This is a genomic window from Streptomyces sp. NPDC048523, assembly GCF_043199815.1.
Taxonomy (GTDB): domain Bacteria; phylum Actinomycetota; class Actinomycetes; order Streptomycetales; family Streptomycetaceae; genus Streptomyces.
In genome coordinates this window covers 1282692-1307090 of the sequence record NZ_JBICWQ010000001.1, presented here as the reverse complement: position 1 = coordinate 1307090, position 24399 = coordinate 1282692, and the positions used below count along the sequence as shown (strand labels likewise).

Sequence of the window (24399 nt, the reverse complement as noted above, 5' to 3'; positions counted from 1 at the left end):
GAAGGAACGACGATGAAAGTTGCCTGCATCGGCGCAGGCCCCGGAGGCCTGTTCTTCGCCACGCTGCTCAAGCGCAGCCGTCCTGACGCCGAGGTCGTCGTCTTCGAACGCAACCGTCCCGACGACACGTTCGGCTTCGGAGTGGTCTTCTCCGACGCCACCCTCGACGCCATCGACGCCGCCGACCCCGTCCTCAGCGAGGCGCTGGAGAAGCACGGCCGGCACTGGGACGACATCGAGGTCCGGGTGCACGGCGCCCGGGAGCGCGTCGGCGGTATGGGCATGGCGGCCGTCGTGCGCAAGACGCTGCTGAGCCTGCTGCAGGAGCGGGCCCGCGCCGAGGGCGTGCGGATGCGCTTCCAGCACGAGGTCCGCGATTCCGCCGAGCTCGACGACTTCGACCTGGTCGTGGTGTGCGACGGCGCCAACAGCCGCTTCCGTACCCTGTTCGCCGAGGACTTCGGACCGGCCGCCGAGGTGGCGAGCGCGAAGTTCATCTGGTTCGGCACCACCTACCTGTTCGACGGGCTCACCTTCGTCCACCAGGACGGCCGGCACGGTGTCTTCGCCGCCCACGCCTACCCCATCAGTGACTCGCTGAGCACCTTCATCGTCGAGACCGACGCCGAGTCCTGGACCAGGGCCGGACTCGACGCCTTCGACCCGTCGACCCCGCCGGGCACGAGCGACGAGAAGACCAAGAGCTACCTGGAAGACCTCTTCCGCGAACAGATCGACGGACACTCGCTGGTCGGCAACAACTCCCGGTGGGCCAACTTCGCTACGCGCAGGGCCAGTTCGTGGCGGCGCGGGAAGTGGGTGCTGCTGGGCGACGCGGCGCACACAGCGCACTTCTCCGTCGGGTCCGGCACCAAGATGGCCATGGAGGACGCGGTCGCCCTGGCCGAGGCCCTGGGGGACGTGTCACACAGCGTGCCGGAGGCACTCGCCCTGTACGAGGAGCGCCGCCGCCCCGAGGTCGAGAGGATCCAGAACTCGGCGCGGCCCAGCCTGTCCTGGTGGGAGCACTTCGGCCGGTACGTCCGGACACTCGACGATCCGACACAGTTCGCCTTCCACTTCCTCACCCGCAGCATCCCGCGCGGCAAACTCGCCGTGCGTGACGCGGCGTACGTGGACCGCGTCGACGCATGGTGGCGGGACCTCCATGAAGCGCCGCCCCTGGAGACACCTTTCCGTGGCGGCCCTTTCCGGCTTCCCGCACGCCGGGTGACGGTCGGCGACGATCTCCTGACCGGGACCGACGGCACAGCGATCCCGATGCTCCCCTTCAGCGGTGAGTCGTCGAGCGCGGGTGTGTGGATCGACGCCCCGGACACCGAGGAGGGACTGCCGCTCGCCCTCGATAAGGTACGCGAGGCGGCAGAGGCAGGCGCCCCGCTCATCGGCGTACGCGGCGGTACGCCGCTGACCCGCGTGCTCGTCGCGGAGGAGGCCCGGCTCGCGCACGGTCTGCCCGCCGCGGTCATCGGCGAGTACGACGACGACACCGCGACCACGCTCCTGCTCTCGGGCCGGGCAGACCTCGTCGGAGGTACCAAGTGACCGCCCTGGAACCGCTGTTCGCCCCCCGCGCCATCGCCGTACTCGGCGCTTCCGCCGCGCCCGGGAAGCTCGGCGCGGCGATGACCGACTCTCTGGCCTCCTTCCCGGGGCCGGTGATGAAGGTCAACTCCGGCCGCCCGGACCCCGATCGGGGCTTCTTCTCCTCCATCGGGGAGGCGGCCGAAGCCCAGAGCATCACACCCGACCTGGTCATCTCCTGCATTCCGGCCGCCGTGACCGCCGGCGCCCTGCGCGAGGCGGCAGCCGCCGGAGCCCGCGCCGCGCTCGTGTGCGCCGGCGGTTTCGCGCAAGCCGGCGGTGACGGGGTGCTGCACCAGCGGGCGTTGGCCGAGGTGGTGCGGGATACCGGCATCCGTGTCCTCGGGCCGAACACCTCGGGGTTCCTCGCCCCCCACCGACGCCTCACGGCCAGTTTCGTCCCGGGCGCGCCCGACCTGGAACCGGGTCCGGTGGCGGTCGTGGCGGCAAGCGGGGGAGTGAACCACGCGCTGGCCTTCGCCCTGGCCGAGGCGGGTGTCGGCCTCCGCCTCGGGGTCGGCCTCGGCAACAGCCTGGACGTCACCCAGGCCGACGTCCTGAACCACCTCGCCGCGGACAACGGCGTGCGCGCCGTCGCCCTGCACGTGGAGACCGCCGCGGAAGGCCGCCGCCTCACCGAGGCCGTACGGCGCCTGACCGATCGTGTCCCCGTGGTGGCCCTGGTCGTGGGCCGCAGCGACATCGGCGACTTCGCCCGCTCCCACACCGGCGCCCTGGCCACCGGCTGGCGCGTGACCAGGACGGCCCTGCGCCAGGCCGGAGCCGTCCTCGTCGACGACGAACGCGACCTCGTCGACGCCGTCACGGCACTCAGCCGCATACGGCTCCCCGCCCACGCACGCCCGGGCATCGGCCTGGTCACCGCACAGGCCGGACCGGGACTGCTGCTCACCGACGACCTGCGCTCCCACGGCGTCCAGGTTCCCCCGCTGGTCGAACGGACGGTGAAGGAGCTGCGCGAGCTGCTCCCGGCCCTCACCTACCTGAACAACCCCGTCGACACCGGCCGCCCCTCGACCGCGCTCACGCAGGTCGTGGAGCGGGTCTCGGAGGACCCCGGCATCGACGTCACCGCCGTGTACGGGCTGCTGGAACCCACCACCGTGGACCTCCCGGCCGCGCTGGCCGCCGCCCGCACGGCCACCCCGCTCGTCGCCGTCGTCGGCGGACCCGTGGAGCAGGCGCGGCAGGCCCGCCGGGAACTCGGCGCGGCCGGCATCCCCTGCGCGGCCACGCCGGCGTCCGGTTCGGTCATGGTCCGCGCGCTCGTCGAGGACGCGGCGGCCCGCACCCGACGGGAGGCCGTCGTCACCGCCTCCGATGCACCCGCCCTGCCCCCGCCGGGCCCGGTCGACGAGCACACCGCCAAGGGCGTCCTCGCGGACCTGGGCATCCGCACGCCCGTACGCCGCGTGTGCGCGGGACCTGCCGCGGTGCACGCGGCTCTCGACGAGCTCGGCGGAGCGGTCGTCGTGAAGATCCTCGACGCGGAGATCCTGCACAAGACGGAGGTCGGTGGGGTCCAGGTCGGCATCCGCACGCACGAGGAGCTCGACGACGCCCTCGCCCGCATGCCCGCGAGCCCCGCCCTGCTGGTCGAGCGGATGGCGCCCGCGGGACCCGAACTCATCGTCGGCGTACGCCGAGACCCGGTCTTCGGCCCCGTCCTGGCACTGGGCGCAGGGGGAACGGCCGCCGAAGTCCTCGGCGACGTCTCCCTGCGCCTGGCGCCCCTGTCCGCGCACGAGGCGCACACCATGCTCGACGACCTCGCCACCCGCGCGATGTTCCTCGGCGCACGAGGCGCCGCCCCCGTCGACCGTGCACGACTCACCCACGTGCTGCTGGCCCTCGCCTCCCTCGCCGCCGAGAACACCGTGGCCGAGTGCGAGATCAACCCTTTGCGCGTCCTGCCCGACGGCGACGTCGTCGCGCTCGACGCCGTACTGCTGCTGCGTGACCCCCGGGACCAAGGAGGATCCGACGATGCGTGAGGGATTCGTCCCCTGGCCCAAGGAGGCGGCCGACCGCTACCGCGAGGCCGGGTACTGGCGGGGCAGGCCGCTCGGTTCATATCTCCATGAGTGGGCCGAGACCTACGGCGACGCGGTGGCCGTCGTCGACGGCGACACTCGTCTGACGTACCGTCAACTCATCGACCGAGCCGACGGATTGGCCTGCCGTCTGCTGGACTCCGGTCTCGACCCCGGTGACGCGATGCTCGTCCAGCTGCCCAACGGCTGGGAGTTCGTCACCCTCACCCTGGCCTGTCTGCGGGCCGGCATCGCCCCTGTGATGGCCCTCCCCGCACACCGCGGTCACGAACTGCGGTACCTGGCCGCGCATGCCGAGGTCACGTCGATCGCCGTACCGGACCGGCTCGGCGACTTCGACCACCGGGCCCTGGGGCTGGAGGTGGCCGAAGCGACGCCGAGCGTACGGGTGCTGCTCGTAGCGGGTGGCACGGCCGGCACCTTCGGTGCCACGGATCTGCGCGCCCTGGCCGAACCGGCCGACGACCCGGCCGCCGCACGGGCCCGGCTCGACCGGATCGCCCCGGACAGCGGCGACATCGCCGTGTTCCTGCTCTCCGGCGGTACGACCGGACTGCCGAAGCTCATCACCCGCACCCATGACGACTACGAGTACAACGCGCGCCGCAGCGCCGAGGTGTGCGGCCTCGACTCCGACACCGTGTACCTGGTGTCGCTGCCCGCCGGACACAACTTCCCCCTGGCCTGCCCCGGCATCCTGGGCACCCTCATGAACGGCGGCCGGGTGGTCCTGGCCCGCACCCCGGACCCCGACAAGGTGCTGCCTCTCATGGCCGCCGAGGGCGTGACGGCCACCGCCGCCGTGCCGGCCGTCGTCCAGCGCTGGATCGACGCCGTGGCGTCCGGCCGCCACCCCGCCCCGCCCGCCCTGCGACTGCTGCAGGTCGGCGGCGCCCGCCTGGCCCCGGAGGTCGCCCGTCGCGCCGAACCCGTGCTCGGCGGCACACTCCAGCAGGTGTTCGGCATGGCGGAGGGACTGCTGAACCACACGCGCCCCGACGACCCCGACACCGTCAAGATCGAGACACAGGGACGCCCCATGTGCGCCGACGACGAGATCCTCGTCGTCGACGCCTCCGACCACCCGGTCCCGCCCGGCGAGATGGGCGCCCTCCTCACCCGCGGCCCGTACACCCCACGCGGCTACTACCGGGCCGACGAGCACAACGCCCGCGCGTTCACCCCCGACGGCTGGTACCGCACCGGTGATGTCGTCCGGCTGCATCCCTCCGGCAACCTCGTGGTCGAAGGACGCGACAAGGACATGATCAACCGGGGCGGCGAGAAGATCTCCGCCGAGGAGGTCGAGAACCTCATCTACCGCCTGCCCGGTGTCGCCCAGGTCGCCGCCGTCGCGAAGTCCGATCCGGATCTGGGGGAGCGGGTGTGCGCGGTCGTGGTCGTCGAACCGGGGACCGACCTGACCCTCGCATCGGTCCGCGGCGCCCTCACCGCGATGCAGGTGGCCCGCTACAAACTCCCCGAGGACCTGCTGGTCGTGGACGAGTTGCCGCTGACGAAGGTCGGCAAGATCGACAAGAAGCGGTTGCGGGACATCGTCCGTGGCGAGGCGGACTTCGTCGAGGAGACGTGACCGCGCGCTCCGCCGCCCGGTGTTCAAGGTCAGTGCCAGGATTGGCCGCAGACGTGAAGGCGATGACCGCGGCAGAGGTAGTCCGGCGCCCCCTGCACCAGCATCGCCGGAATCCGCCCCCCTTCTCCCTCCCCCTCCCCTCGACGATTGAGGAACCCCTTCATGCGCATCGACACGCACGCACACGTCTACCCCACCGACTACCTGGACTTCCTGGCCGACTCGGGCGTCACCACCACCGGCGGCCAACGTGGGCTCGGGGCCGACGACACCGACAAGGAACTCGATGCCCGCTTCTCCCTGATGGACCGGGCCGGTGTGGACCGGCAGGTGATCTCCGCCTCCCCGCTGACCGGCGCGCTGCCGGATCCGGGCCGGGCCGCGGCGGCCGCACGCATGATCAACGACCGGTACGTCGATCTGGTGGACCGCCACCCCGACCGCTTCCTGGCCTTCGCCGTGCTTCCTCTGCCGCACGTCGACGCGGCCCTGGCCACCGAACTCGACCGCGTCCTCGACGCGCCGGGGGTGGTGGGCGTGGCCCTGGCCACCTCGGCCGCGGGCCGGGCGCTGACCGACCCGGCCTTCGCGCCGGTGTGGCAGGAACTCGACCGCCGCGGCACCGTGTTGTACCTCCACCCCGCCGGCGACGGCGTCGCCTCCCCGCAGATCACCGACCACCACCTCACCTGGATGGTCGGCGCGCCCGTCGAGGACACCGTCGTGGCGGCCCAGCTCATCACCCAGGGGTTCGTCACGCGCTTCCCCCGCGTGCGCATCCTCAACTCCCACTTCGGCGGTGCGTTGCCCATGCTGCTGGAGCGATGGGACAATCTCGCCCACTTCGAGGCCCCTGACGCGCCCCTTCCGCCGAGCCAGGCGGCGCGCCGGATGTGGTACGACACCGTCGCCCACAGTTCCCAGGCGGCACTGCGGGCCGCGGTCCAGGCAGTCGGTGCGGACCGGCTCGTCCTCGGCAGCGACTTCCCGTACCAGGGCGGCGAGCACTACCTCGACACCGTCGCCTACATCGAACGGGCCGGCCTCGACGCGAGGGACACCCAGGGCATCCTGGCGGGCAACGCCGAAGCGCTTCTCGGACTGGGCTGATCCTCGGGGGGGGGGGGGGGGGGGGGGGGGGGGGGGGCCCGCGCCCCCCCCCCCCCCCCCATCCCGTGGAGCAGCAGTCAACGCCCTTGGCCGGCCGGCCCCTGCGCGAGTCCGGGTGCCCCCGCGCGCAACCCGTCCATGACGATGTCCAGCAGGCGCGTCGCCCTCGACTGCCAGTCATCGTGCGGGGCGAGCTGCCACAGGCCGGCGATGGCCAGCATGAAGTCGTCGGCCGTGACGCCGGGACGGATCGTGCCGGCCTCCTCGCAGGCGCGGAGCAGGAGGTCGGCCGCGTCGGTCACCGGGGTGTGGCCCGGCTTCGCCGCCTTCCCCGACGAGGTGGCCTGGCGGATCGCCTCCGCCAGGCCGGCCTTGGTCATCGCGAACCCGGCGAGGTGGTCCATCCACGCCCGCAGCGCCTGGTCGGGTTCCCTGGTCTTTAACAGCTCGGACGCGGAGTCGGCGATCTGCTGCACCCCGTGGCGGTAGAGCTCGAGGACGAGCGTCTCGCGGTTGGGGAAGTTCCGGTAGAACGTGCCCTGGCCGACGCCCGCCTTCTTGGCGATCGCGCTCAGCGGGGTGTCGGCGGCCCGGGAAAGTTCGGCGAGGGCCACGTCCAGGATGCGTTCGCGGTTGCGCTGCGCGTCCGAGCGCAGGCGCGGGTCGTCCTTCTGCCGCACTCGTCCTCCTCGCCGGCTCGTGTCCGAAAGCGGTCCTTGAGAACCGGACAGTTGTCCACTACGTTCGGACCGATACGGACAGTTGTCCGCTTGAGCTCACTCTAGCGTCGGACCGACGCCCCGACGTGTCCGGGACACGTGAAAGAAGGCTGAACATGGCCCCAGCCCCACCGTCTACGTCCAGCGACATCACCCTGCACATCAACGGCGAGAAGCACACCCTGCCCGTCGACCATCGCACCACCCTGCTCGACGCCCTGCGCGAGCGCCTCGACCTGACCGGTACCAAGAAGGGCTGCGACCAGGGGCAGTGCGGCGCCTGCACGGTACTGCTCGACGGGCGCCGGGCCGTGTCCTGTCTGCAACTCGCCGTGGCCGCCGAAGGGCGCGAGATCACCACCATCGAGGGCATGGCCGAGGGCGACCGGCTGCACCCGGTGCAGCAGGCGTTCCTCGACCTGGACGGCTACCAGTGCGGCTACTGCACCCCCGGCCAGATCTGTTCGGCGATCGCGGTGATCGAGGAACACGCGGCCGGCTGGCCGAGCGCCGTCACCGACGACGTCCGCCCCGAGGCCGGACCACCACCCCTGAGCGCCGAGGAGATCCGGGAACGGATGAGCGGCAACCTGTGCCGCTGCGGCGCGTACGTCTCGATCGTCCAGGCCGTGGCCCGGGCGGCGGAAGCGAAGTCCGAGGAGGCGGCAGCGTGAGGGAGTTCCTCTACGACCGGGCCCCCGACGTCTCCGGGGCCCTGGCCCTGCTGGACGCCGACCCCGACGCCCGGTTCCTCGCCGGCGGCACCAACCTCGTCGACCTGATGAAGACCGGCGTCGAGCGGCCCACCCGCCTGGTCGACGTCCGCGAACTCCCGCTGGACGACATCGAGGTGACCGCGGACGGCGGCCTGCGCATCGGCGCGACCGTCACCAACAGCGACCTCGCCGCCCACCCCGAAGTCCGCCGCCGCTACCCGGCGTTGGCCCAGGCCGTGCTGGCCGGCGCCTCCGGGCAGCTGCGCAACATGGCCACCGTCGGCGGCAACCTGCTCCAGCGCACCCGCTGCGGCTACTTCACCGACGTGACCAAGCCCTGCAACAAGCGTGTGCCCGGCAGCGGTTGCCCCGCGATCGAGGGCGAGCACCACAACCACGCCATCCTGGGCGCCTCCGAGCACTGCGTGGCCACCCACCCCTCGGACATGGGCGTCGCGCTGACCGCCTTCGACGCGGTCGTCTCGTACGAAACCGCCGACGGCCCGGGCGAAGTGCCCCTCGCCGACTTCTACCTGCCGGTCGGTGACACCCCGCACCGCGAGACCGCGCTGCCGCCGGGCGCGCTGATCACCGGCGTGATCCTGCCGCCCGCTCCGGTGGCTGCCCGCTCCCGCTACCGCAAGGTGCGCGAGCGTGCCTCGTACGCCTTCGCCATCGGCTCGATCGCCGCCGCACTCGACGTCCGGGACGGCGTCGTACGCGACGTACGCCTCGCCTTCGGGGCGGTCGCGTCCCGGCCCTGGCGGGCATCGGAGGCCGAGCGCGTCCTGACCGGAGCGCCGGCCGACGCCGGGAGCTTCGCCGCCGCCGCGGACGCCGAACTCGCCGCCGCGAAACCGCTGTTGCACAACGCATACAAGGTGACCCTCATGCGCAACCTCGTCGTGGCCGTGCTGACCGAACTCGCCGAGGAGGCCGCCCGATGACCACCGCCCCCACAGCACGCGAGAACGCCGTAGGCACCGCGCACACCCGCGTCGAGGGCCGCGACAAGGTCACCGGAGCCGCCCGCTATGCCGGTGAGATCCCGTTCGCCGACCTCGCGTACGGCTGGCTGGCGCTGTCCACGGTCGCCCGTGGCCGCATCCGCTCCATCGACACCGCCGACGTCCTCGCCATGCCCGGCGTGATCGCCGTCCTGCACCACGGCAACGCCCCACGGATCGAGACCGGCTACGTCGGTCTGCTGGGCGTCCCGGACCCCACCGCGACCGTCTTCCAGCACGACCGGGTGCCGCACGCGGGCTGGCCGGTGGCGCTGGTCGTCGCCGAGACCTCCGAACAGGCCCGGGAGGCCGCCGAAGCGCTGGTCGTGCACTACGAACAGGAGCCGCACGACGTCGACTTCACCGGCGAGCACCCCGACGCGTACCCGGTCGACTTCCATGGGCCGGGGGTGATCGAGAAGGGCGACCTGGAGGCCGAACTCGACGCGTCCGCCGTCGTCGTGGACGCCGAGTACACCACCCCGGAAGAGCACCACGCCATGATGGAGCCGCACGCGGCCACCGCCCGCTGGGACGGCGGCCGGCTCGAAGTCGTCGACTCCAACCAGGGCACCTTCTGGGTCGCGAGCGAACTCGCGCAGATGTTCTCGCTCGACCCGTCCGCTGTCCGGGTGCGCTCCGAACACGTCGGCGGCGGCTTCGGCAGCAAGGGCATCCGCGCCCACCAGGTGGCCGCAGTGATGGCCGCGACCGAACTGCAGCGCCCGGTCCGCGTGGTCATGACCCGCCGTCAGATGTTCTCCCTCACCGGCTACCGCAGCCCCACCCGGCAGCGCCTCAGGCTCGGTGCCGACGCCGACGGCCGGCTGCGCGCGCTGGAACACCGTTCCCTGAGCGCCACCTCCACGGTGCACGAGTTCGTCGAGTCGGCCGCCGGCCCGGCCCGGACCATGTACGGCGCCGACGCCCACCACACCGCCAACCGGCTCGTACGACTCGACGTGCCGACCCCGACGTACATGCGCGCGCCGGGCGAGGCACCGGGTTCGTTCGCGCTGGAGTCGGCGATGGACGAACTCGCCGTGAAGTGCGGCCTCGACCCGATCGAACTGCGCGCCCGCAACGACCCCGAGACGGGCCCGGTGTCCGGGCTGCCGTTCAGCGGCCGCAACCTCATCGCCTGCTTCCGGGAAGGCGCCCGGAGGTTCGGCTGGGCCGACCGCGACCCGCGCCCCGGCCTGCGCCGCGAGGGACGCTGGCTGCTCGGCACCGGCACTGCGGCCGCGTCCTTCCCGGCCGGCGCCGGCCCGTCCACGGCGGCGGTGACGGCGGAGGCGGACGGCACCTACACCGTGGGGATCAACGCCGCCGACATCGGCACCGGCGCCCGGACCGCACTCACCCTCGTCGCGGCCGACGCCCTGGAGACCGCACCGGAAAACATCCGTGTGCACATCGGCGACAGCGACCTCGGTTTCGCGTTCATCGCCGGCGGCTCCATGGGCACCCGCTCCTGGGCCTGGGCGGTCACGATCGCCGCCGGGGAACTGCGGGAACGGCTCGCCCTCGGCGCCGACATCCCGCCGGAGGGGATCACCGTGAGGTCGGACACCACCGAGGCCATCGGCGCCCTCGCGCAGAAGGAACGGCACTCCTTCGGCGCCCAGTTCGCCGAGGTCGCGGTGGACCCCGCCACCGGTGAAGTCCGCGTGCGCCGCATGCTCGGCATCTTCGCGGCCGGCCGGATCGTCAACCCGCTCACCGCCCGCAACCAGTTCGTCGGGGGCATGACCTGGGGCATCTCCATGGCCCTGCACGAGGAGGCGGTCCGCGACCGGGCCCTGGGCAGCCACTACGGTGCCGACCTCGCCGGCTACCACGTCGCCGCCCACGCCGACGTCCCGGCCATCGAGGCGGACTGGATCGACGACCCGGACCCCGACGACCCTGTCGGCATCAAGGGCATCGGCGAGATCGGCATCGTGGGCGCCGCCGCGGCCGTGGCCAACGCGGTCTGGCACGCGACCGGCGTACGCCACCGGGACCTGCCGATCCGCCCCGACCGCGTCCTGACGGCAGGCGTCCGTGCTTGACCTCGCCGGGGAACTGCACCGCTGGATCGAGGAGGGCCGCGCGTTCGCCGTCGCCACCGTCGTGGCCGTCGGCGGCAGCGCCCCGCGCGGCCCCGGCGCCGCCCTCGCCGTCGACAGCGAGGGCACGGTCATCGGCTCGGTCTCCGGCGGCTGCGTGGAGGGAGCGGTGTACGACCTGTGCGTCCAGGCCCTCCAGGACGGTGAGACGGTCGTCGAACGGTTCGGATACAGCGACGAGGACGCCTTCGCGGTCGGGCTGACCTGCGGCGGGATCATCGACATCATGGTCACGCCGGTCGGCAGGGACGCGCCGGCGCGGCCGGTGCTCCGGTCGGCCCTGTCGGCCGCCGCGCGGGACGAGCCGGCAGCCCTCGCCCGCGTCGTACGCGGTCCCGCCGAACTCCTCGGCGCGGCCCTGCTGGTGCGGCCGGGCGAAGCGGCAGCGGGCCCCTCCCGGCCGGGGTCCGGGGCAGGCTCGTACGAAGGCGGTCTCGGCGGACACGCGGAGCTGGACCGTACGGCGGCCGGTGAAGCCCGCGCCCTGCTGGACGCCGGCCGCACCGGCACGGTCGAGCTGTCGGCGGACGGCTCGCGCTGTCCCGGCGGAGTGACCTTGCTGGTCGAGTCGAGTGTGCCGCCGCCCCGCATGATCGTCTTCGGGGCGATCGACTTCGCCGCGGCCCTCGTACGGGTGGGCAAGTTCCTCGGCTACCACGTGACCGTGTGCGACGCCCGCCCTGTCTTCGCCACCACAACCCGCTTCCCGGAGGCCGACGAGGTCGTGGTCGACTGGCCGCACCGCTACCTGCGCGGCACCGCGACCGACGCGCGCACGGTGCTGTGCGTGCTCACCCACGACGCCAAGTTCGACGTACCCCTGCTGGAAGCGGCCCTGCGGATGCCGGCCGCCTTCGTCGGCGCGCTGGGCTCACGGCGCACGCACGCCGACCGGGACCGACGGTTGCGTGAAGCGGGCCTGACGGAAGGCGAGTTGGCACGGCTTCGGTCGCCGATCGGACTCGATCTCGGGGCCCGCACACCCGAGGAGACGGCCCTGTCCATCGCGGCGGAGATCGTCGCCACCCGGCGGGGCGGGACGGGCACGCCCCTGACCGGGTCGGGCGGACCGATCCACCACGGCCATGCGCCCCGACGTACTCGCGGCCCGGCTGTCAGTGAGCATCCTGCGGTAGGCGCAAGGTGAAGGTCGCTCCCTTGCCCGGCCCGTCGGATTCCGCGGTGATGTCTCCGCCGTGGGCCCGGGCGACGCCCCGGGCGATGGTCAGACCGATGCCGCTGCCGCCGGCGGCAGCGGATCGGCCGGGATGCCCAAGGCGTTCGAAGCGGTGGAAGATGCGCTCAAGGTCGTGTTCGGCGATGCCGATGCCGTCGTCCGTGACCCGCACGATCACGTGGTGCCCGGGCGACGGTTCGCTGTGCACGGACAGCGCCACATGCCCGTGCCGATCGCACGCGGCCAGTGCGTTGCCGAGCAGGTTCACCAGGACCTGAGTGATCCGGTCCGGGTCGCAGAAAGCGGCGGCGGGCGTCCCTGCGTCAACGGCGAGGGTCACCTTCTGGTCGTCGTACTGGGGACGCAGTCGCTCGGCCGTCCTCCGGGCCAGCGCGGCCACGTCGGTGGGCTCGCGGCGGAGATCGAAGGCACCCTCCTCCGCCCGGGACAGGCTGGAGAGGTCACCGGCCAGACGCTGCAGCCGGTCGAGATCATCGGCGAGGGAGGCGAACATCGCCTCGTCGGGGACGAAGATGCCGTCGGCGATGCCCTCGATCTGGCCGCGAAGGATGGTGATCGGGGTGCGCATCTCGTGGGCGACCTCGGAGATCAGCCGGGCGCGGCGGCGCTCGGTGTCGGCGAGGGCGGCCGCCAGCGTGTTGACGTCTTTGACCAGCGCCGCCAGGCCCGGCTCGCTGGGGAGTTCGAGGACGTCGTCGTAGTGTCCCTCGGCGAGCCGGCGCGTGGCGGCGCGCACCCGGTCGAGCGGACGCAGCAGGAACCGCGACAGGGCGACGGACGCAAGGAAAGCCGCGGCCCCTCCGAACAACAGGCCGACCTGCAGGACCACATCGCCTTCGATGTCGGCAAAACCGAGCCACACCTCGATCAGCGCGCTGATCGCCGCCATGGCCGTCAGCGCCAGCAGGAGCACCATGACGTGCGAGAGCACCAGCCGGTTGCGCAGCGACAGGCGCTCCTTGATCCGGCGCAGCCGCGCACGAGACCGGTGGTGGGCCGGAAAGCGGGAGGCAGGCATGGGCGGATGTCCTTCCTGGCCGCTAGACGGGTCGCCCGATGAACCGGTAGCCGACGGTGCGGACGGTCCCCACGAACCGGGGTGCGCCCGCGTCGTCGCCCAGCGCGCGCCGCAGCGTGCGGATGTGCACGTCCACGACGCGCTCGTCGCCGAAGAAGTCATCGCCCCACACCCGGGCCAGCAGGCCGCGCCGGGTGAAGACCCGCCCGGGGGCACGGGCCATCGCCGACAACAGATCGAAGTCGAGGGCGGACAGCTCCACCGTCCGGCCGGCATCGACCAGCACGGTCCGGGTCCCGGGATCGACGGTCAGTCCGTCGAAGCGCAGTACGCCGTCCTCGTCGTCCGTCTCGGACCGGCTGTCGGTGCGCCGCAGGATGGCGCGTACGCGCAGTGCCAGTTCGCGGGGGCTGAACGGCTTGGTGACGTAGTCGTCGCTGCCGGTGGTGAAGCCGATCAGCCGGTCGACCTCCTCGTCGCGGGCGGTCAGCATGATCACCGGGATCCGGCTCGCCTCCCTGATGCGGCGCAGGACCTGGAATCCGTCCAGTCCCGGAAGCATCACGTCCAGCACCACGAGGTCCGGCCGTTCGCGGGTGACCGCCCGCAGGGCGGACGGCCCGTCCGCGGCCTCGACGACGTGGAACCCGTCCGCCTCCAGGTAGCCGCGCACGGTCATGCGGATCTTGGGCTCGTCATCGACGACCAGAACCCGCTGCGTACTCATCGCGCTCGCTTTCCGTCGCCGAGGTGGGGAGAGGGAGGAGAGGCCAGCGTACGGTGACTGTCGTGTCGGGGTCTGTGTCGACGGCCTCCCCGGTCCGCCGGCCCTCTGTGCACAGGTCAGCGCGAGCCGGAGCGGCGGATACGCGCCTTCAGCTTCGGGAACTGTTCCAGGGCGTTGGTCCGCTCGAGAGCGATCCGCTCGCGCCGGCTGTAGATCTCGTCGACGGTCGGTTCGGGGTCGCCCGCCTCGAGGTTCGGCAGGTTGCCCTTGAGGAAGGGCATCGTCTCGACGTTGTCGGCCGCGTAGAGGTGGCGGGTCGCCGGCCAGTCGCTGCCGAACATGATGTGGTCGGCGGGCACGAGGGACGACAGCGGCTGCAACTGCGCGGCCGTGAACGCCTGTGCGTCGTCGAAGAACATCCGCTTGATGTAGGTGAGGGGGCCTTCCGGCAGCACCTCGTTGAACGGCGGGAAGGCCGAGTGCCGGGTCGCGAGCCGGTAGGCCAGGAACGGCAGTGCGCCGCCGCTGTGGGTGAAGTGCCAGCGGATGTTCGGGTAGTCCCGCAGGACACCGTTGTAGATCAGGCTCGTCATGGCACGCGTCGCGTCGAAGGTGTACTCGAAGACGTTGTTCCCGGCCGGGATGTCGGGGCCGAAGCAGAGCTTGGGAGCCGGGTTGTTCTCCGGACCCGTCGGGTGGACGTAGACGTAGGCGCCGCGGTCGTCGAGGATCTCGTACAGAGGCTTGAAGGAAGGATCCCCCAGGTAGGTGCCCTGGTAGTTGGTGAGCAGGCAGATGCCGTCGAGATCCAGTTCGCCGAGCGCGCGGTCCACCTCGGCCACCGAGCCCTCGATGTCGGGCATCGGGGTGACCGCGAAGATCCCGAACCGGTCACCGCGGGTCTGCACGAGGTCGCGGGCGTAGTCGTTGACCGCGCGGGCGGTGGCGCGCCGGTCGTCGACCGGGCCGACGGTGACCTGGAGGTCGCCGAACGACAGGACGCTGGCCTGGATCCGGTACTGGTCCATGAAGGCCAGGTGCCGCTCGACCGACCACGGACCGTACGCCCCGGTGATGGCCCCGAGCAGGCCATAGCGCTTCAGGTAGTCGTTGTAGACGTCGGGGCTGTAGTGCGCGTGGGTGTCGATACGCCAGTTGCCCTTCGGCAGCCCCGGCCCGGACGCCGTCTCCGGGCCGGCCATGGCGGCAGGCATCGTGGCCGCGGCCGCCGTGACAAGTGCAGCGGCCGATGCCCCTTCGATCATCCTTCGCCGCGAGATGTTCCGTCGCAGGTTCATGTCCAGGTCTCCTCTTCATGCTGTGCGCGTCGGGTCGTATGTGCGCGCGGCACTGCGGAGGCCGCTGCCGCGAGCAAGTCGCTCCTGGGCAGGGCCAGTTGCCGCCGACAGCGACCCGCGCCGGGCGTGGGAGCCGACGTGTCCCCGTCGGCCGGCCGTCGCCCGCGGAGGGGTCCGTGAGAGACGGCAGCACCGAGTGCGTGCATGACCGCCAGGCAACAGCCGCCTCATCAAGCACGTACCGCTCAGCGCATGAAGCTTCTATGAAGGCAGTGACCGCTAGTGGGAGTCCTGCGCTGCCTCGGCAGGTCGCAGCGCGGTGAGCCACTGAGTCACGACGGCGTCGATGAAGGCGTCGGTGACCTGGCCGCGGTCGAGGAAGAGCCGGGCGAGAACGGGCCCGTACAGCAGGGTGAACTCGTCCTCGCTGATCTGGACGCCCGCAGGCTCCAGCAGCTTGTTGAAGCCGGCGTGGCGGTCCTCGCCGATGCGGACGAGTGCCCGGGCGCTGTCTGGGTCGTGGTCGGCCTGGGCGGTGACCGCCAGGGCCGCGGTACGCACGGACGGCACGCTGACGCCGGCGCGCAGGCTCTTCAGCCAGGCGGTGGCCACCGCGCGCACATCGCTGCCCGGTTCGGGACAGGTGCCGAGATCGGGGCCTTCGAGGACGAGGTCGAAGAGCAGAGCGGCTCGGGTGGGCCAGTGCCGGTAGAGCGTCTGGCGGGTGACGTCCGACCGCTCGGCCAGCAGGGCGTAGGTCAGCCCGGCCGGTCCGACCTGGGGCAGCAGGTCCCGCGCGACGGCCAGTACACGGTTGCGGGTGCGCTGCACGCGCGGGTTGCCCGGGGTCGGCTGACGGCGGTGGAGGGGCTGCTTCATGCGGCCACCCTACCGGCACATCATACGGCGCGTGTGATTGACGTTACACGCCCAAATCATACGCGCTGTGTGATACACCTGAGGAGGTAATCACACGCACTGGATGATTCTCGTGTGTCGACCCATCCGAAAGGCAGCCGGCCATGTCACCCCGCACCCTGACCGCACCCACGTTCGCCCGCACTCGCCTCGGCTCCGGCCCCGGTCTGCTCCTCGCCCATGGCGCCGGCAGCAGCCTGGCCGGCACCTACGGCCCCGTCCTGGAAGCCCTCGCCGCCCGCCGGACCGTCGTCGGCATCGACTACCCCGGCAGCGGCGACACCCCCCGCTCCACCGCCCCGCTGTCCGTCGACGACCTCGCAGACGAGCTCGTCGCCGCCGCCGACGCGGAGGGACTCGACCGCTTCGCCGTGGCCGGTTACTCCCTCGGCGGTCCGGTCGCCGTCCGCGCCGCCACCCGCCACCCCGAGCGCGTCAGCGCACTCGTCCTGACCGCCGCCTTCCCGCACCGCGACAACCGGCTCGCGCTCGCCTCCTCGGTCTGGAGCAAGATCGCCGCCTCCGGCGACCGCGAGCTGCTCGCCGAGTATCAACTCCTGATGGCCCTCGGTACCCAGGCGCTGGAGTCGATGCCGGCCGAGCATCTCCAGCAGACCCTTGGCCATGTCGCCGCCGGTTCGGCCGAAGGCAGCTCCGAGCAGACCGACCTCGTCGGCCGGCTCGACATCCGGGACGACCTCGCCGGCATCACCGTCCCCACCCTGGTCGTCTCGACCACGGACGACCGACTCGTCTCCACCGCCCTGCACCGCCACCTCGCCGAGACCATCCCCGGCGCCCAGCTCGCGGAGATCGCCACCGGCCATCTGCCGATGCTGGAGCGGACCGACGAGTGGCTGCGGCTCACCACCGACTTCCTCGACAAGCACCACGCCTGACCACAACTCACCACACGAAAGTTCCTGGAGGAACCATGCTCACCTTCGGCCACCTCGACGCGTCCACCCACTTCCGCGACCAGCAGAAGGAGGAGACCGGACCGGTCACCATCATCAACACGTTCGTCGCCCCGGAAGGCAAGGAGCACGAGGTGCTGGCCGCCTGGGCGGACGACGCGGACTACATGAAGAAGTCGGGGAACCTGCTCTCGGTGCAGCTGTACCGGGGCATCGGCGGCAGCCGGCTCTTCACCAACGTCGCGGTCTGGAAGTCCACCGGGCACCTCCGCGCAGCGCTCGGCACACCGGAGTTCGCCTCGCACCTCGCGAGCTACCCCGACGGCACCGTCGCCTACCCGCACCTGTACCAGAAGTTCGCGGTCGAGGGCGTCTGCGGAGGGGAGTGACGACCGCTTCCGGGGGATCGTGCCCCGGGAGACGGAAGAGGGAGGCGGGGCACCGTGCCCGGAGCGGGCTCGGCAAGCTAACTGTAAAGAACCTTGACAGTTATGTGGTCTAGTCCAATCATGGGCACGGTTCCTCTTCCCGCGGTTCGGCCATTGCGCTGTCCCCGCATGCCCTTTCCCCCTGGGAGCGTCAGTGAGACGACCTGGTCACCTTCGTGCGTTGCTGTCCTGTCTGAGCGTCAGCGCGCTGTCCGCAGGGCTCGTCGGACTCGGGGGAGGGGGCGCGCTCGCGGCGCCGCTCCCGCCCTCGCCGGCGTCCTCGCCCGCGGCCTTCGGCAAGCCCCTGCCGGCCCATGTGTCCGCCCCCTACGTCGAGTCGTGGACCGGCGAGAGCCCGGCCGCCCTCGCCGCCGCCTCCGGCAACAAGTACCTCACCCTGGCCTTCCTCCAGACGGCCGCGGCGGGTTCGTGCTCCGCCTACTGGAACGGCGGGACGGACCAGCCGATCTCGAAGGCGACCTTCGGCCGTGACATCGCCACCATCCAGGCGCGCGGCGGCGACGTCATCCCCTCCTTCGGCGGCTGGTCCGCGGACACCACCGGCACCGAACTGGCCGACAGCTGCACCAGCGTCGACGCCATCGCCGATGTGTTCAAGAGCCTCGTGACGACGTACGGCATCAGCCGCATCGACCTCGACGTCGAGGGCGACTCGATCAACAACGCCGCCGGGATCGACCGCCGCAACAAGGCGATCGCCGAGGTCCAGCGCTGGGCCGAACGCACCGGCCGCACCGTGCGGTTCTCCTACACCCTCCCGACCTCCACGAAAGGCCTCGAGGCCAACGGCCTCGCCGTGCTCCGGAACGCCGTCGACAACGGCGCGCGCGTGGACGTCGTCAACCTCATGACCTTCGACTACTACGACGGCGCCACGCACGACATGGCCGCCGACACCCGGACGGCCGCCGAGGGACTGCACGGCCAGCTCGCCGCGCTCCACCCGCACAAGAGCTCCGCGAAGCTGTGGAGCATGATCGGCATCATCGAGATGCCCGGCATCGACGACTACGGCCCCGAGGAGACCTTCACCGTCGAGGACGCGGTCGCGGTGGAGAAGTGGGCCGAGGCCAAGCAGATCAACACGCTCTCCTTCTGGGCGCTCCAGCGTGACAACGGCGGCTGCCCGGGCACCGGCGGCTCCGACTCCTGCTCCGGCATCACCCAGGACACCTGGGCCTTCAGCCACGCCTTCGAGAAGTTCACGAGCGGCGGTCACAGGTAGGAGGACACCCCGCGAGGCGAGGGCCCGGTGCGCGTCTCCTGCGCACCGGGCCCTCGTCACGCCGATTTCGCTACAAGTTCCGAAATTATTCGGGGCGAGGACCGCCACGTGGCCGAAACACGCGGTTCATAGCGTCGGGCCACATCACGCCACCGCCCTCAGTACTCGTGAGGAATCTCGTGTCACAGGAGTCCCCGTGCCCAACCTCTCCCGTCGCACCGCCCTGCGGCTGACCGCCGGAATGGCGCTCGGCGCCGCGCTTCCCCTGGCCGGCTGCGGGCGCGACAACGACGCGCCCGCCGCTTCCGCCGCCAAGAAGGTCGACGCGTCCCCGGCCACCGGCACCGTGAACGTCTGGGCCGCCCAGGGCGACGCCGACGTGCTCGGCACGGTCGTCAAGCCGTTCAAGGCCGCCAACCCCGACCTGGTCGTGAAGACCACGCTGATCCCGAACGCGGAGTACTACACCAAGCTCCAGGCGGCGATCGCGGCGGGCAAGGGACCCGACATCGCCCAGTTCTTCCCCGAGTCGCAGGCGCAGTTCCTCAACCCGTCGACCCTGCATCCGGTGCCGGACGGCCTGGTGGATCCGGGCGGCTTCTTCAAGAGCCTCTGGGCCGCCGGAGTCGTGGACGACGTGGCCTACACGGTGCCCTGGTACGCGTACACGTACGCGCTCGTGTACCGATCGGATCTGGCCAAGAAGGCGGGCGTTCAGGCGCCGACCACCTGGGCCGGCATGGAGCCCTTCCTCAAGGCCCTGCAGGGCGCCGGCGCGGCCCACGCGCTCGGGGCCGACATCGGGTGGGACATCTTCAACGGCCAGGACGTCGCCATGTACGCCTGGCAGGCCGGAGCCTCACTCGTCACCTCCGCCGGCAAGTGGAACCTGAACACGCCCCAGATGGTCGACGCCCTCGACTACAACGCGTCCTTCTTCACCGCCGGGACCGCCGACACCGGCGGGCCGACCTTCCTCGACGCACAGCCGTACTTCGTCTCCAGCAAGACAGCGAGCATGATCACCGGGCCCTGGGTCATCGGCCAGCTCGACACCGCCGCCAAGAAGCGCGGCTGGACCGCCTCCCATGTCGCCACCGCTCCGCTGCCCGCCGGTGCGTCGAGCAGCGTCTCCTTCTCCGCGGGCGGCACCTGGGGCGTCCTCGCCGACAGCGGCAACACGGACGCCGCCTGGAAACTCGTCCGGCATCTGGCCGAGCCCAGCACACAGGTCGCGCAGTACAAGGCGTACGGCTCGCTGCCGGCCGTCATCTCCGCCTGGGACGACCCGGCGATCAAGGGCCAGCCGCTGCTTGCCGCCTTCTTCACCCAGCTCAAGAACACCCGCGCCTTCCCACAGGTCAGCACGTGGCAGCAGGTCGCGACCCGGCTGGGCAAGGAGGTGGAGGCCGTCGCCAAGGGCAAGCAGACCGCGGCGAAGGCGGCCGCGAACATCCAGGCCTACGCCGAGAGCGTCGGCACGGGCACGCAGTGATGACCACGACGCTCGCACCGGCCACCAAGAAGGCGACGGCCGTACCGAAGCCCGCGGCACACAGGACGTCCCGCGCCCGCCGTACCGCCGTCGCCTGGCTCTTCCTCGCCCCCTTCGGCCTCGTCTTCCTGGTCTACACGGCGATCCCCACGGTCGCCGCGCTCGCCCTGAGCCTCACCGACATCCGCGGTGCCGACCTGCGCACCCCGTTCGCCGTCGACTTCACCGGCATCGACAACTACCTGCGGCTCTTCCAGGACGACACCTTCGTACGGGACATCCTCAACACCGCCCTCTTCGTGGCCGTGGGCGTACCCCTGACGATGGGCATCGGCTTCACCCTGGCCCTCGCGCTGAACTCCGGCATCAGCCGGCTGCGCGGTGTCCTGCGCACCGTGTTCTTCGCGCCCGTCGTCACCAACGTCGTCGCCGTCGCGCTGATCTGGCAGTACGCCTTCCACATCGACGGCACCGTCAACAAGCTGCTCGGCGCGGTCGGATTCGCCGGACCGAACTGGCTGGACGACCCCCACCTGGCCATGCCCGTCGTCATCCTGCTCGGCGTCTGGCGCAACTTCGGCATCGCGATGGTGCTGTTCCTCGCCGGTCTCCAGGCCGTCCCGCGGGACGTGTACGAGGCCGCCGCACTCGACGGGGCCGGCCGGTGGCGCCAACTCCGGCACATCACCCTGCCGTTGCTGCTGCCCACCACGCTCATGGTCTCCGTCCTGCTGACCGTCTTCTACCTCCAGGTCTTCGACGAGCCCTACCTGCTCACCGGCGGCGGCCCGCTCGGCTCCACCGAGTCGGTCGCGCTGTACACCTACCGCCAGTTCGGGGCGGGCGAGTTCGGGATGTCCTCGGCGGCGTCCTTCGTGACGCTCGCGCTGGTGACCGTGGTGAGCGTCGTCCAGTTCCGGCTGCTGAGGTCCCGCACATGAACCGTGCCGCCCGCCCCGCGCTGTACGCCGCCCTCGTGCTGTGCGCCCTGCTCACCACGCTGCCCTTCGCCTGGGGTGTGAGCGGCTCGCTGCGCAGCCTCGACGAGATCCGCTCCGACCCCGGGGCCCTGTTCCCGCACCACCTCACCTTCGGCAACTTCACCCGGCTGTTCGAGACCCAGGGCTTCGGCCGGTTCCTGGTCAACAGCGTGGTCGTCGCGCTGATCGTCGTGGCCGGGAACATCGTGGCCGCGTCGGCCGCCGGATACGCCCTCGCCAAGCTCGACTTCGCGGGCCGGCGGTTCGCGTTCGGCGCTGTCATGGCGGCGATGATGGTGCCGTTCACCGCGGTGTTCGTCACCCAGTTCGTGATCACCGTGGACCTGGGCCTCGCGGACACCCTCACCGGAATCGCCCTGCCCGGCGCGGCGCTTCCGCTGTTGGTCTTCATCGTGCGCCAGTACGCCCTGTCGGTCCCCGACGAACTCCTCGAAGCGGCCCGCATCGACGGCGCGGGCGAGTTCCGGATCTTCTTCAGGATCTTCCTGCCGCTGGCCGGTCCCGCCGTCGCCACCATCACGATCATGTCGTTCCTCAACTCCTGGAACAACTTCATCTGGCCGCTGGTGGTCGCCCAGAGCATGTCCACCTACACCCTCCCGGTCGGCCTCGCCGCCACCAGCCAGGCCGCGGCCCACGTCACCGACTACGGCCTGCTGCTCGCCGGAGCGATCGTCGTGATGCTGCCGGTGCTCGTGCTCTTCCTCTTCCTGCAGCGGTACTTCGTGCAGGGCATCGCGGGAACGGGGCTGCGATGAGCACGCCCGTCACCGTCCGGACCCCGGCGGGCACGGTCGTCGGCCGTCAACACCGGGGCGTGCGGCGCTTCTTGGGCATCCCGTACGCCGAAGCACCTACCGGTCCACGGAGGTTCACCGCACCGACTCGACGCGGCCCCTTCGCACAGCCGTACGACGCCTCCCGCCCCGGCGCCACCGCGCAGCGCGTGCCGCTGTTCGCCACGACCACCATCCCGGAACCCTCCGTACCCGGCGACGACATACTGAACGTCTCCGTCACGGCCCCCGACGCGGACGGCTGCCCGGTGCTCGTGTGGATCCACGGCGGCGGCTTCCTCGCGGGCAGCCCGGCGAGCCCCTGGTACGACGGCCGCGCCTTCGCCCGCGACGGAGTCGTCACCGTCAGCGTCGGCTACCGGCTCGGTGTCGACGGATTCGCGGTCCTCGATGACGTCCCCACCAACCTCGGGCTGCGGGACGTGCTCCTCGCGCTCGACTGGGTGCGGGAGAACATCGGCGCGTTCGGGGGCGACCCGGACCGGGTCACCGTCGCGGGCCAGTCGGCCGGGGGAGCGATGGTGCTCGCGCTGCTGTCGTCACCCGCCGGGCGCGGGCGGTTCCAGCGGGCGGTCAGTCTCTCCGGCGGCCTGTTCGAGGTGGAGGCGACCCGGACCCGCGACCTCCTCGCTCGGCTCGGCGAGCACCTGGGCGTGCCGCTCACCCGGGCCGGATTCGCCCTGTGCGCACCGGAGTTGCTCCAACGCGGCGTGCTCGACCTGTGCAAGGACGACGACCAACTCCTGCTCGGCCCGGTCGTCGGCGACGACATTCTGCCGGTGCCGCTCGCCGAGGGGCTGGCCGGGCACGGACAGGACGTCCCGCTGCTGCTCGGCGCCACGGGCGACGAGTTCGACGGCGACGGCGGGCGCGGTTCGCGCGGGGCCGGCACCCGGATCTCGGACACCCTGTTCCGGTCCGCCTGCCCCCGCACGGCGGCCGCCCGCCGCCAGGCACCCGCCGGTACCTGGCTGTACTCCTTCGAATGGCCCTCCCCGACCCTCGGCGGCGCCGTCCACTGCGTCGACCTCCCCTTCTTCTTCGACGTGCTCGACGCGCCCGGCGTCCCCGAGGCGCTCGGCCCGAACCCGCCCGCCGACCTGGCCGCCCGGATGCACGCCGACATCGTCGCCTTCGTCCGCGGCGAGACCCCGGCCTGGGGGAGGGCGGCGGGACGGCTCGGCGACCCGGCCCGTGAGTACGGCCGACCGCTCGCGGCGGACACCCGAGGCGTGTACGACCCGGTGACGGGAGGCGACGCGTGCTGACGGCGGGGATGAACCAGAGCGCCGTACGACGGGTCAACACCTCGGTGATCCTTCGGGCGTTGGCGGTATCGGCCGGGCCGCGCAAGCTCACCGAACTCGCCGCGCAGACCGGCCTGTCCCGCCGCACGATCGAGCTGATCCTGGACTCGCTCGTCGAGGCGGGCTGGGTCGCCGAACTCGACCGGACGCCGCACAGCGGCTGCGCCGGACGCCCGGCCCGCCGCTACGAACTGCGCGCCGAACACGCCCTGTTGGCGGCCGTACGGGTCACGACCGTCGACGCCTCCGCCGTCGTCGCCGATGTCCGCGGCCACATCCTCGGCCGGGCCCACCGGCCGCTGCGCGCCTACAAGGACCCGCACACCACCCTCGACGACGCCGCCGAACTGGTCCTCCGCGCCCTCGACGACGCCGGCGGCTCGGTGGACCGGCTGCGCGCCGGGGCCATCGCGGGCGGCGGTGCCATCGACGACGAAGGAGTCGTACGGCGCCTGGTGCACACCACGCGCTGGGAGGGCGTGCATCTGCCCGAGGAACTCGGCCGTCGCGTCCCGGTGCCCTGGTTCGCCGACAACGACACCAACCTCGGTGCGCTGGCGGAGCGTTGGCGGGGCGTGGCCGCCGATCACGACAACGTCGTCTGGGCGATGCTCGGCAACCGGACCGGCCTCGGCATTCTCATCCGGGGGGCCGTGCACCGCGGACTCGACGGCGCCGCGGGCGAGATCGTCGAGGCCCCCTCGATGCCGGCCGGCTCGGTCGAGGACTGGCCCGTAGCCGCCCTGACCTCACCCGTGCCCGCCCAGCGCGCGCTCGCCCAGGCCCGTTTCGAGGCGGCCCGCAACGGTGACGCCGCCGCACTCGCCGAGGTCGACGAGTTCGTGGAGAACATCGCGTCGATCCTCACCACCCTGTCCTGGACGGTCGCCCCTTCGCTGATCATCCTCGGTGGCGGCCTGGAGGACGCGGCCGACATCCTGCTGCCCCGGGTGCGGGCCGCGCTGCAGGCCGCCCGCGCCCCCGCGGTCGAACTGCGCGCCACCGCGCTCGGCCCCGACGCCCCGCTCGTCGGCGCGGTGAAACTCGCCCTGGACCGCATGGACACCGAACTCTTCGGACCGCTCGCCCCGGTCGACTGACCCCCACAACCC

The 24399-nt window shown here is 71.8% G+C and carries 21 protein-coding genes; 16 read left to right on the top strand and 5 right to left on the bottom strand.

What is annotated here, in order from left to right; genetic code table 11:
- Window positions 1–12: 12 nt before the first annotated feature.
- The 4 genes from ACGFWE_RS05950 (at window position 13) to ACGFWE_RS05935 (ending at window position 6384) form a co-directional block, all read left to right on the top strand.
- Window positions 13–1566 carry an FAD-dependent monooxygenase gene (locus ACGFWE_RS05950; protein ID WP_393598175.1) on the top strand — a complete coding sequence of 518 codons (1554 nt, stop codon included), beginning with the start codon at window positions 13–15 and terminating at the stop codon, window positions 1564–1566.
- Window positions 1563–3620: an acetate--CoA ligase family protein gene (locus ACGFWE_RS05945; protein WP_393598173.1), complete on the top strand. Its 2058-nt coding sequence runs from the start codon at window positions 1563–1565 to the stop codon at window positions 3618–3620. Before ACGFWE_RS05950 ends, ACGFWE_RS05945 begins: the two co-directional genes overlap by 4 nt.
- Window positions 3613–5274 (top strand): (2,3-dihydroxybenzoyl)adenylate synthase, encoded by a 1662-nt coding sequence (locus tag ACGFWE_RS05940; protein WP_393598171.1) that lies wholly within the window; start codon window positions 3613–3615, stop codon window positions 5272–5274. Before ACGFWE_RS05945 ends, ACGFWE_RS05940 begins: the two co-directional genes overlap by 8 nt.
- A gap of 162 nt (window positions 5275–5436) precedes the next feature.
- The gene (locus tag ACGFWE_RS05935; RefSeq protein WP_393598169.1) at window positions 5437–6384 is read left to right on the top strand and encodes an amidohydrolase family protein; all 948 of its coding nucleotides are present in this window, start codon (window positions 5437–5439) and stop codon (window positions 6382–6384) included.
- A 77-nt stretch (window positions 6385–6461) separates the two neighbouring features.
- Here the strand turns inward: ACGFWE_RS05935 and ACGFWE_RS05930 are convergent, their stop codons facing one another.
- Complete coding sequence (locus ACGFWE_RS05930) at window positions 6462–7064, bottom strand: TetR/AcrR family transcriptional regulator (protein WP_393598167.1); 603 nt, start codon at window positions 7062–7064, stop codon at window positions 6462–6464.
- Window positions 7065–7219: 155 nt separating this feature from the next.
- Between ACGFWE_RS05930 and ACGFWE_RS05925 the strand changes: the two genes are divergently transcribed.
- Genes ACGFWE_RS05925 through ACGFWE_RS05910 form a run of 4 tightly spaced genes read left to right on the top strand, consistent with a single transcriptional unit; the run spans window position 7220 to window position 12084 of the window.
- Window positions 7220–7777: a 2Fe-2S iron-sulfur cluster-binding protein gene (locus tag ACGFWE_RS05925; protein ID WP_352380883.1), complete on the top strand. Its 558-nt coding sequence runs from the start codon at window positions 7220–7222 to the stop codon at window positions 7775–7777.
- Entirely contained in the window at window positions 7774–8766 is a 993-nt protein-coding gene (locus tag ACGFWE_RS05920; protein WP_352380881.1) for a xanthine dehydrogenase family protein subunit M, read from the top strand. The genes ACGFWE_RS05925 and ACGFWE_RS05920 overlap by 4 nt, the downstream gene beginning before the upstream one ends.
- Window positions 8763–10880: a xanthine dehydrogenase family protein molybdopterin-binding subunit gene (locus ACGFWE_RS05915; protein ID WP_393598164.1), complete on the top strand. Its 2118-nt coding sequence runs from the start codon at window positions 8763–8765 to the stop codon at window positions 10878–10880. The genes ACGFWE_RS05920 and ACGFWE_RS05915 overlap by 4 nt, the downstream gene beginning before the upstream one ends.
- Window positions 10873–12084 (top strand): XdhC family protein, encoded by a 1212-nt coding sequence (locus ACGFWE_RS05910; protein WP_393598162.1) that lies wholly within the window; start codon window positions 10873–10875, stop codon window positions 12082–12084. Before ACGFWE_RS05915 ends, ACGFWE_RS05910 begins: the two co-directional genes overlap by 8 nt.
- On the opposite strand, the gene ACGFWE_RS05905 is transcribed toward ACGFWE_RS05910, so the two are convergent.
- The 4 genes from ACGFWE_RS05905 to ACGFWE_RS05890 all read right to left on the bottom strand — a co-directional run bounded on the left by ACGFWE_RS05905 (window position 12053) and on the right by ACGFWE_RS05890 (window position 16057).
- Window positions 12053–13153 carry a sensor histidine kinase gene (locus ACGFWE_RS05905; RefSeq protein ID WP_393598160.1) on the bottom strand — a complete coding sequence of 367 codons (1101 nt, stop codon included), beginning with the start codon at window positions 13151–13153 and terminating at the stop codon, window positions 12053–12055. The two genes, ACGFWE_RS05910 and ACGFWE_RS05905, sit on opposite strands and share 32 nt — an antisense overlap.
- Before the next feature lie 22 nt (window positions 13154–13175).
- Window positions 13176–13880 carry a response regulator transcription factor gene (locus tag ACGFWE_RS05900; protein ID WP_352380873.1) on the bottom strand — a complete coding sequence of 235 codons (705 nt, stop codon included), beginning with the start codon at window positions 13878–13880 and terminating at the stop codon, window positions 13176–13178.
- Between the two features lie 116 nt (window positions 13881–13996).
- Window positions 13997–15178 carry an amidohydrolase family protein gene (locus ACGFWE_RS05895; RefSeq protein ID WP_393598158.1) on the bottom strand — a complete coding sequence of 394 codons (1182 nt, stop codon included), beginning with the start codon at window positions 15176–15178 and terminating at the stop codon, window positions 13997–13999.
- Window positions 15179–15457: 279 nt separating this feature from the next.
- Window positions 15458–16057 (bottom strand): TetR/AcrR family transcriptional regulator, encoded by a 600-nt coding sequence (locus ACGFWE_RS05890; protein ID WP_393598156.1) that lies wholly within the window; start codon window positions 16055–16057, stop codon window positions 15458–15460.
- A gap of 143 nt (window positions 16058–16200) precedes the next feature.
- Here ACGFWE_RS05890 and ACGFWE_RS05885 point away from each other — a divergent pair, with 143 nt between their 5' ends.
- The 8 genes from ACGFWE_RS05885 to ACGFWE_RS05850 all read left to right on the top strand — a co-directional run bounded on the left by ACGFWE_RS05885 (window position 16201) and on the right by ACGFWE_RS05850 (window position 24387).
- Window positions 16201–16995 (top strand): alpha/beta hydrolase, encoded by a 795-nt coding sequence (locus tag ACGFWE_RS05885; RefSeq protein ID WP_352380867.1) that lies wholly within the window; start codon window positions 16201–16203, stop codon window positions 16993–16995.
- 35 nt (window positions 16996–17030) lie between these two features.
- The gene (locus ACGFWE_RS05880; protein ID WP_393598154.1) at window positions 17031–17402 is read left to right on the top strand and encodes an antibiotic biosynthesis monooxygenase family protein; all 372 of its coding nucleotides are present in this window, start codon (window positions 17031–17033) and stop codon (window positions 17400–17402) included.
- Window positions 17403–17595: 193 nt separating this feature from the next.
- Window positions 17596–18687: a chitinase gene (locus ACGFWE_RS05875; RefSeq protein ID WP_352380864.1), complete on the top strand. Its 1092-nt coding sequence runs from the start codon at window positions 17596–17598 to the stop codon at window positions 18685–18687.
- Between the two features lie 196 nt (window positions 18688–18883).
- Entirely contained in the window at window positions 18884–20182 is a 1299-nt protein-coding gene (locus ACGFWE_RS05870; protein ID WP_393598151.1) for an extracellular solute-binding protein, read from the top strand.
- The gene (locus ACGFWE_RS05865) at window positions 20182–21123 is read left to right on the top strand and encodes a carbohydrate ABC transporter permease (protein WP_393598149.1); all 942 of its coding nucleotides are present in this window, start codon (window positions 20182–20184) and stop codon (window positions 21121–21123) included. The genes ACGFWE_RS05870 and ACGFWE_RS05865 overlap by 1 nt, the downstream gene beginning before the upstream one ends.
- A complete protein-coding gene (locus tag ACGFWE_RS05860) occupies window positions 21120–21941 on the top strand; it encodes a carbohydrate ABC transporter permease (RefSeq protein WP_393598147.1) in 822 nt (273 codons plus the stop codon). The genes ACGFWE_RS05865 and ACGFWE_RS05860 overlap by 4 nt, the downstream gene beginning before the upstream one ends.
- On the top strand, window positions 21938–23248 hold the full coding sequence (locus tag ACGFWE_RS05855; protein ID WP_393598145.1) for a carboxylesterase family protein: 1311 nt from the start codon (window positions 21938–21940) through the stop codon (window positions 23246–23248). The genes ACGFWE_RS05860 and ACGFWE_RS05855 overlap by 4 nt, the downstream gene beginning before the upstream one ends.
- The gene (locus ACGFWE_RS05850) at window positions 23242–24387 is read left to right on the top strand and encodes an ROK family protein (RefSeq protein WP_393598143.1); all 1146 of its coding nucleotides are present in this window, start codon (window positions 23242–23244) and stop codon (window positions 24385–24387) included. Before ACGFWE_RS05855 ends, ACGFWE_RS05850 begins: the two co-directional genes overlap by 7 nt.
- The last annotated feature ends 12 nt before the right edge of the window (window positions 24388–24399 follow it).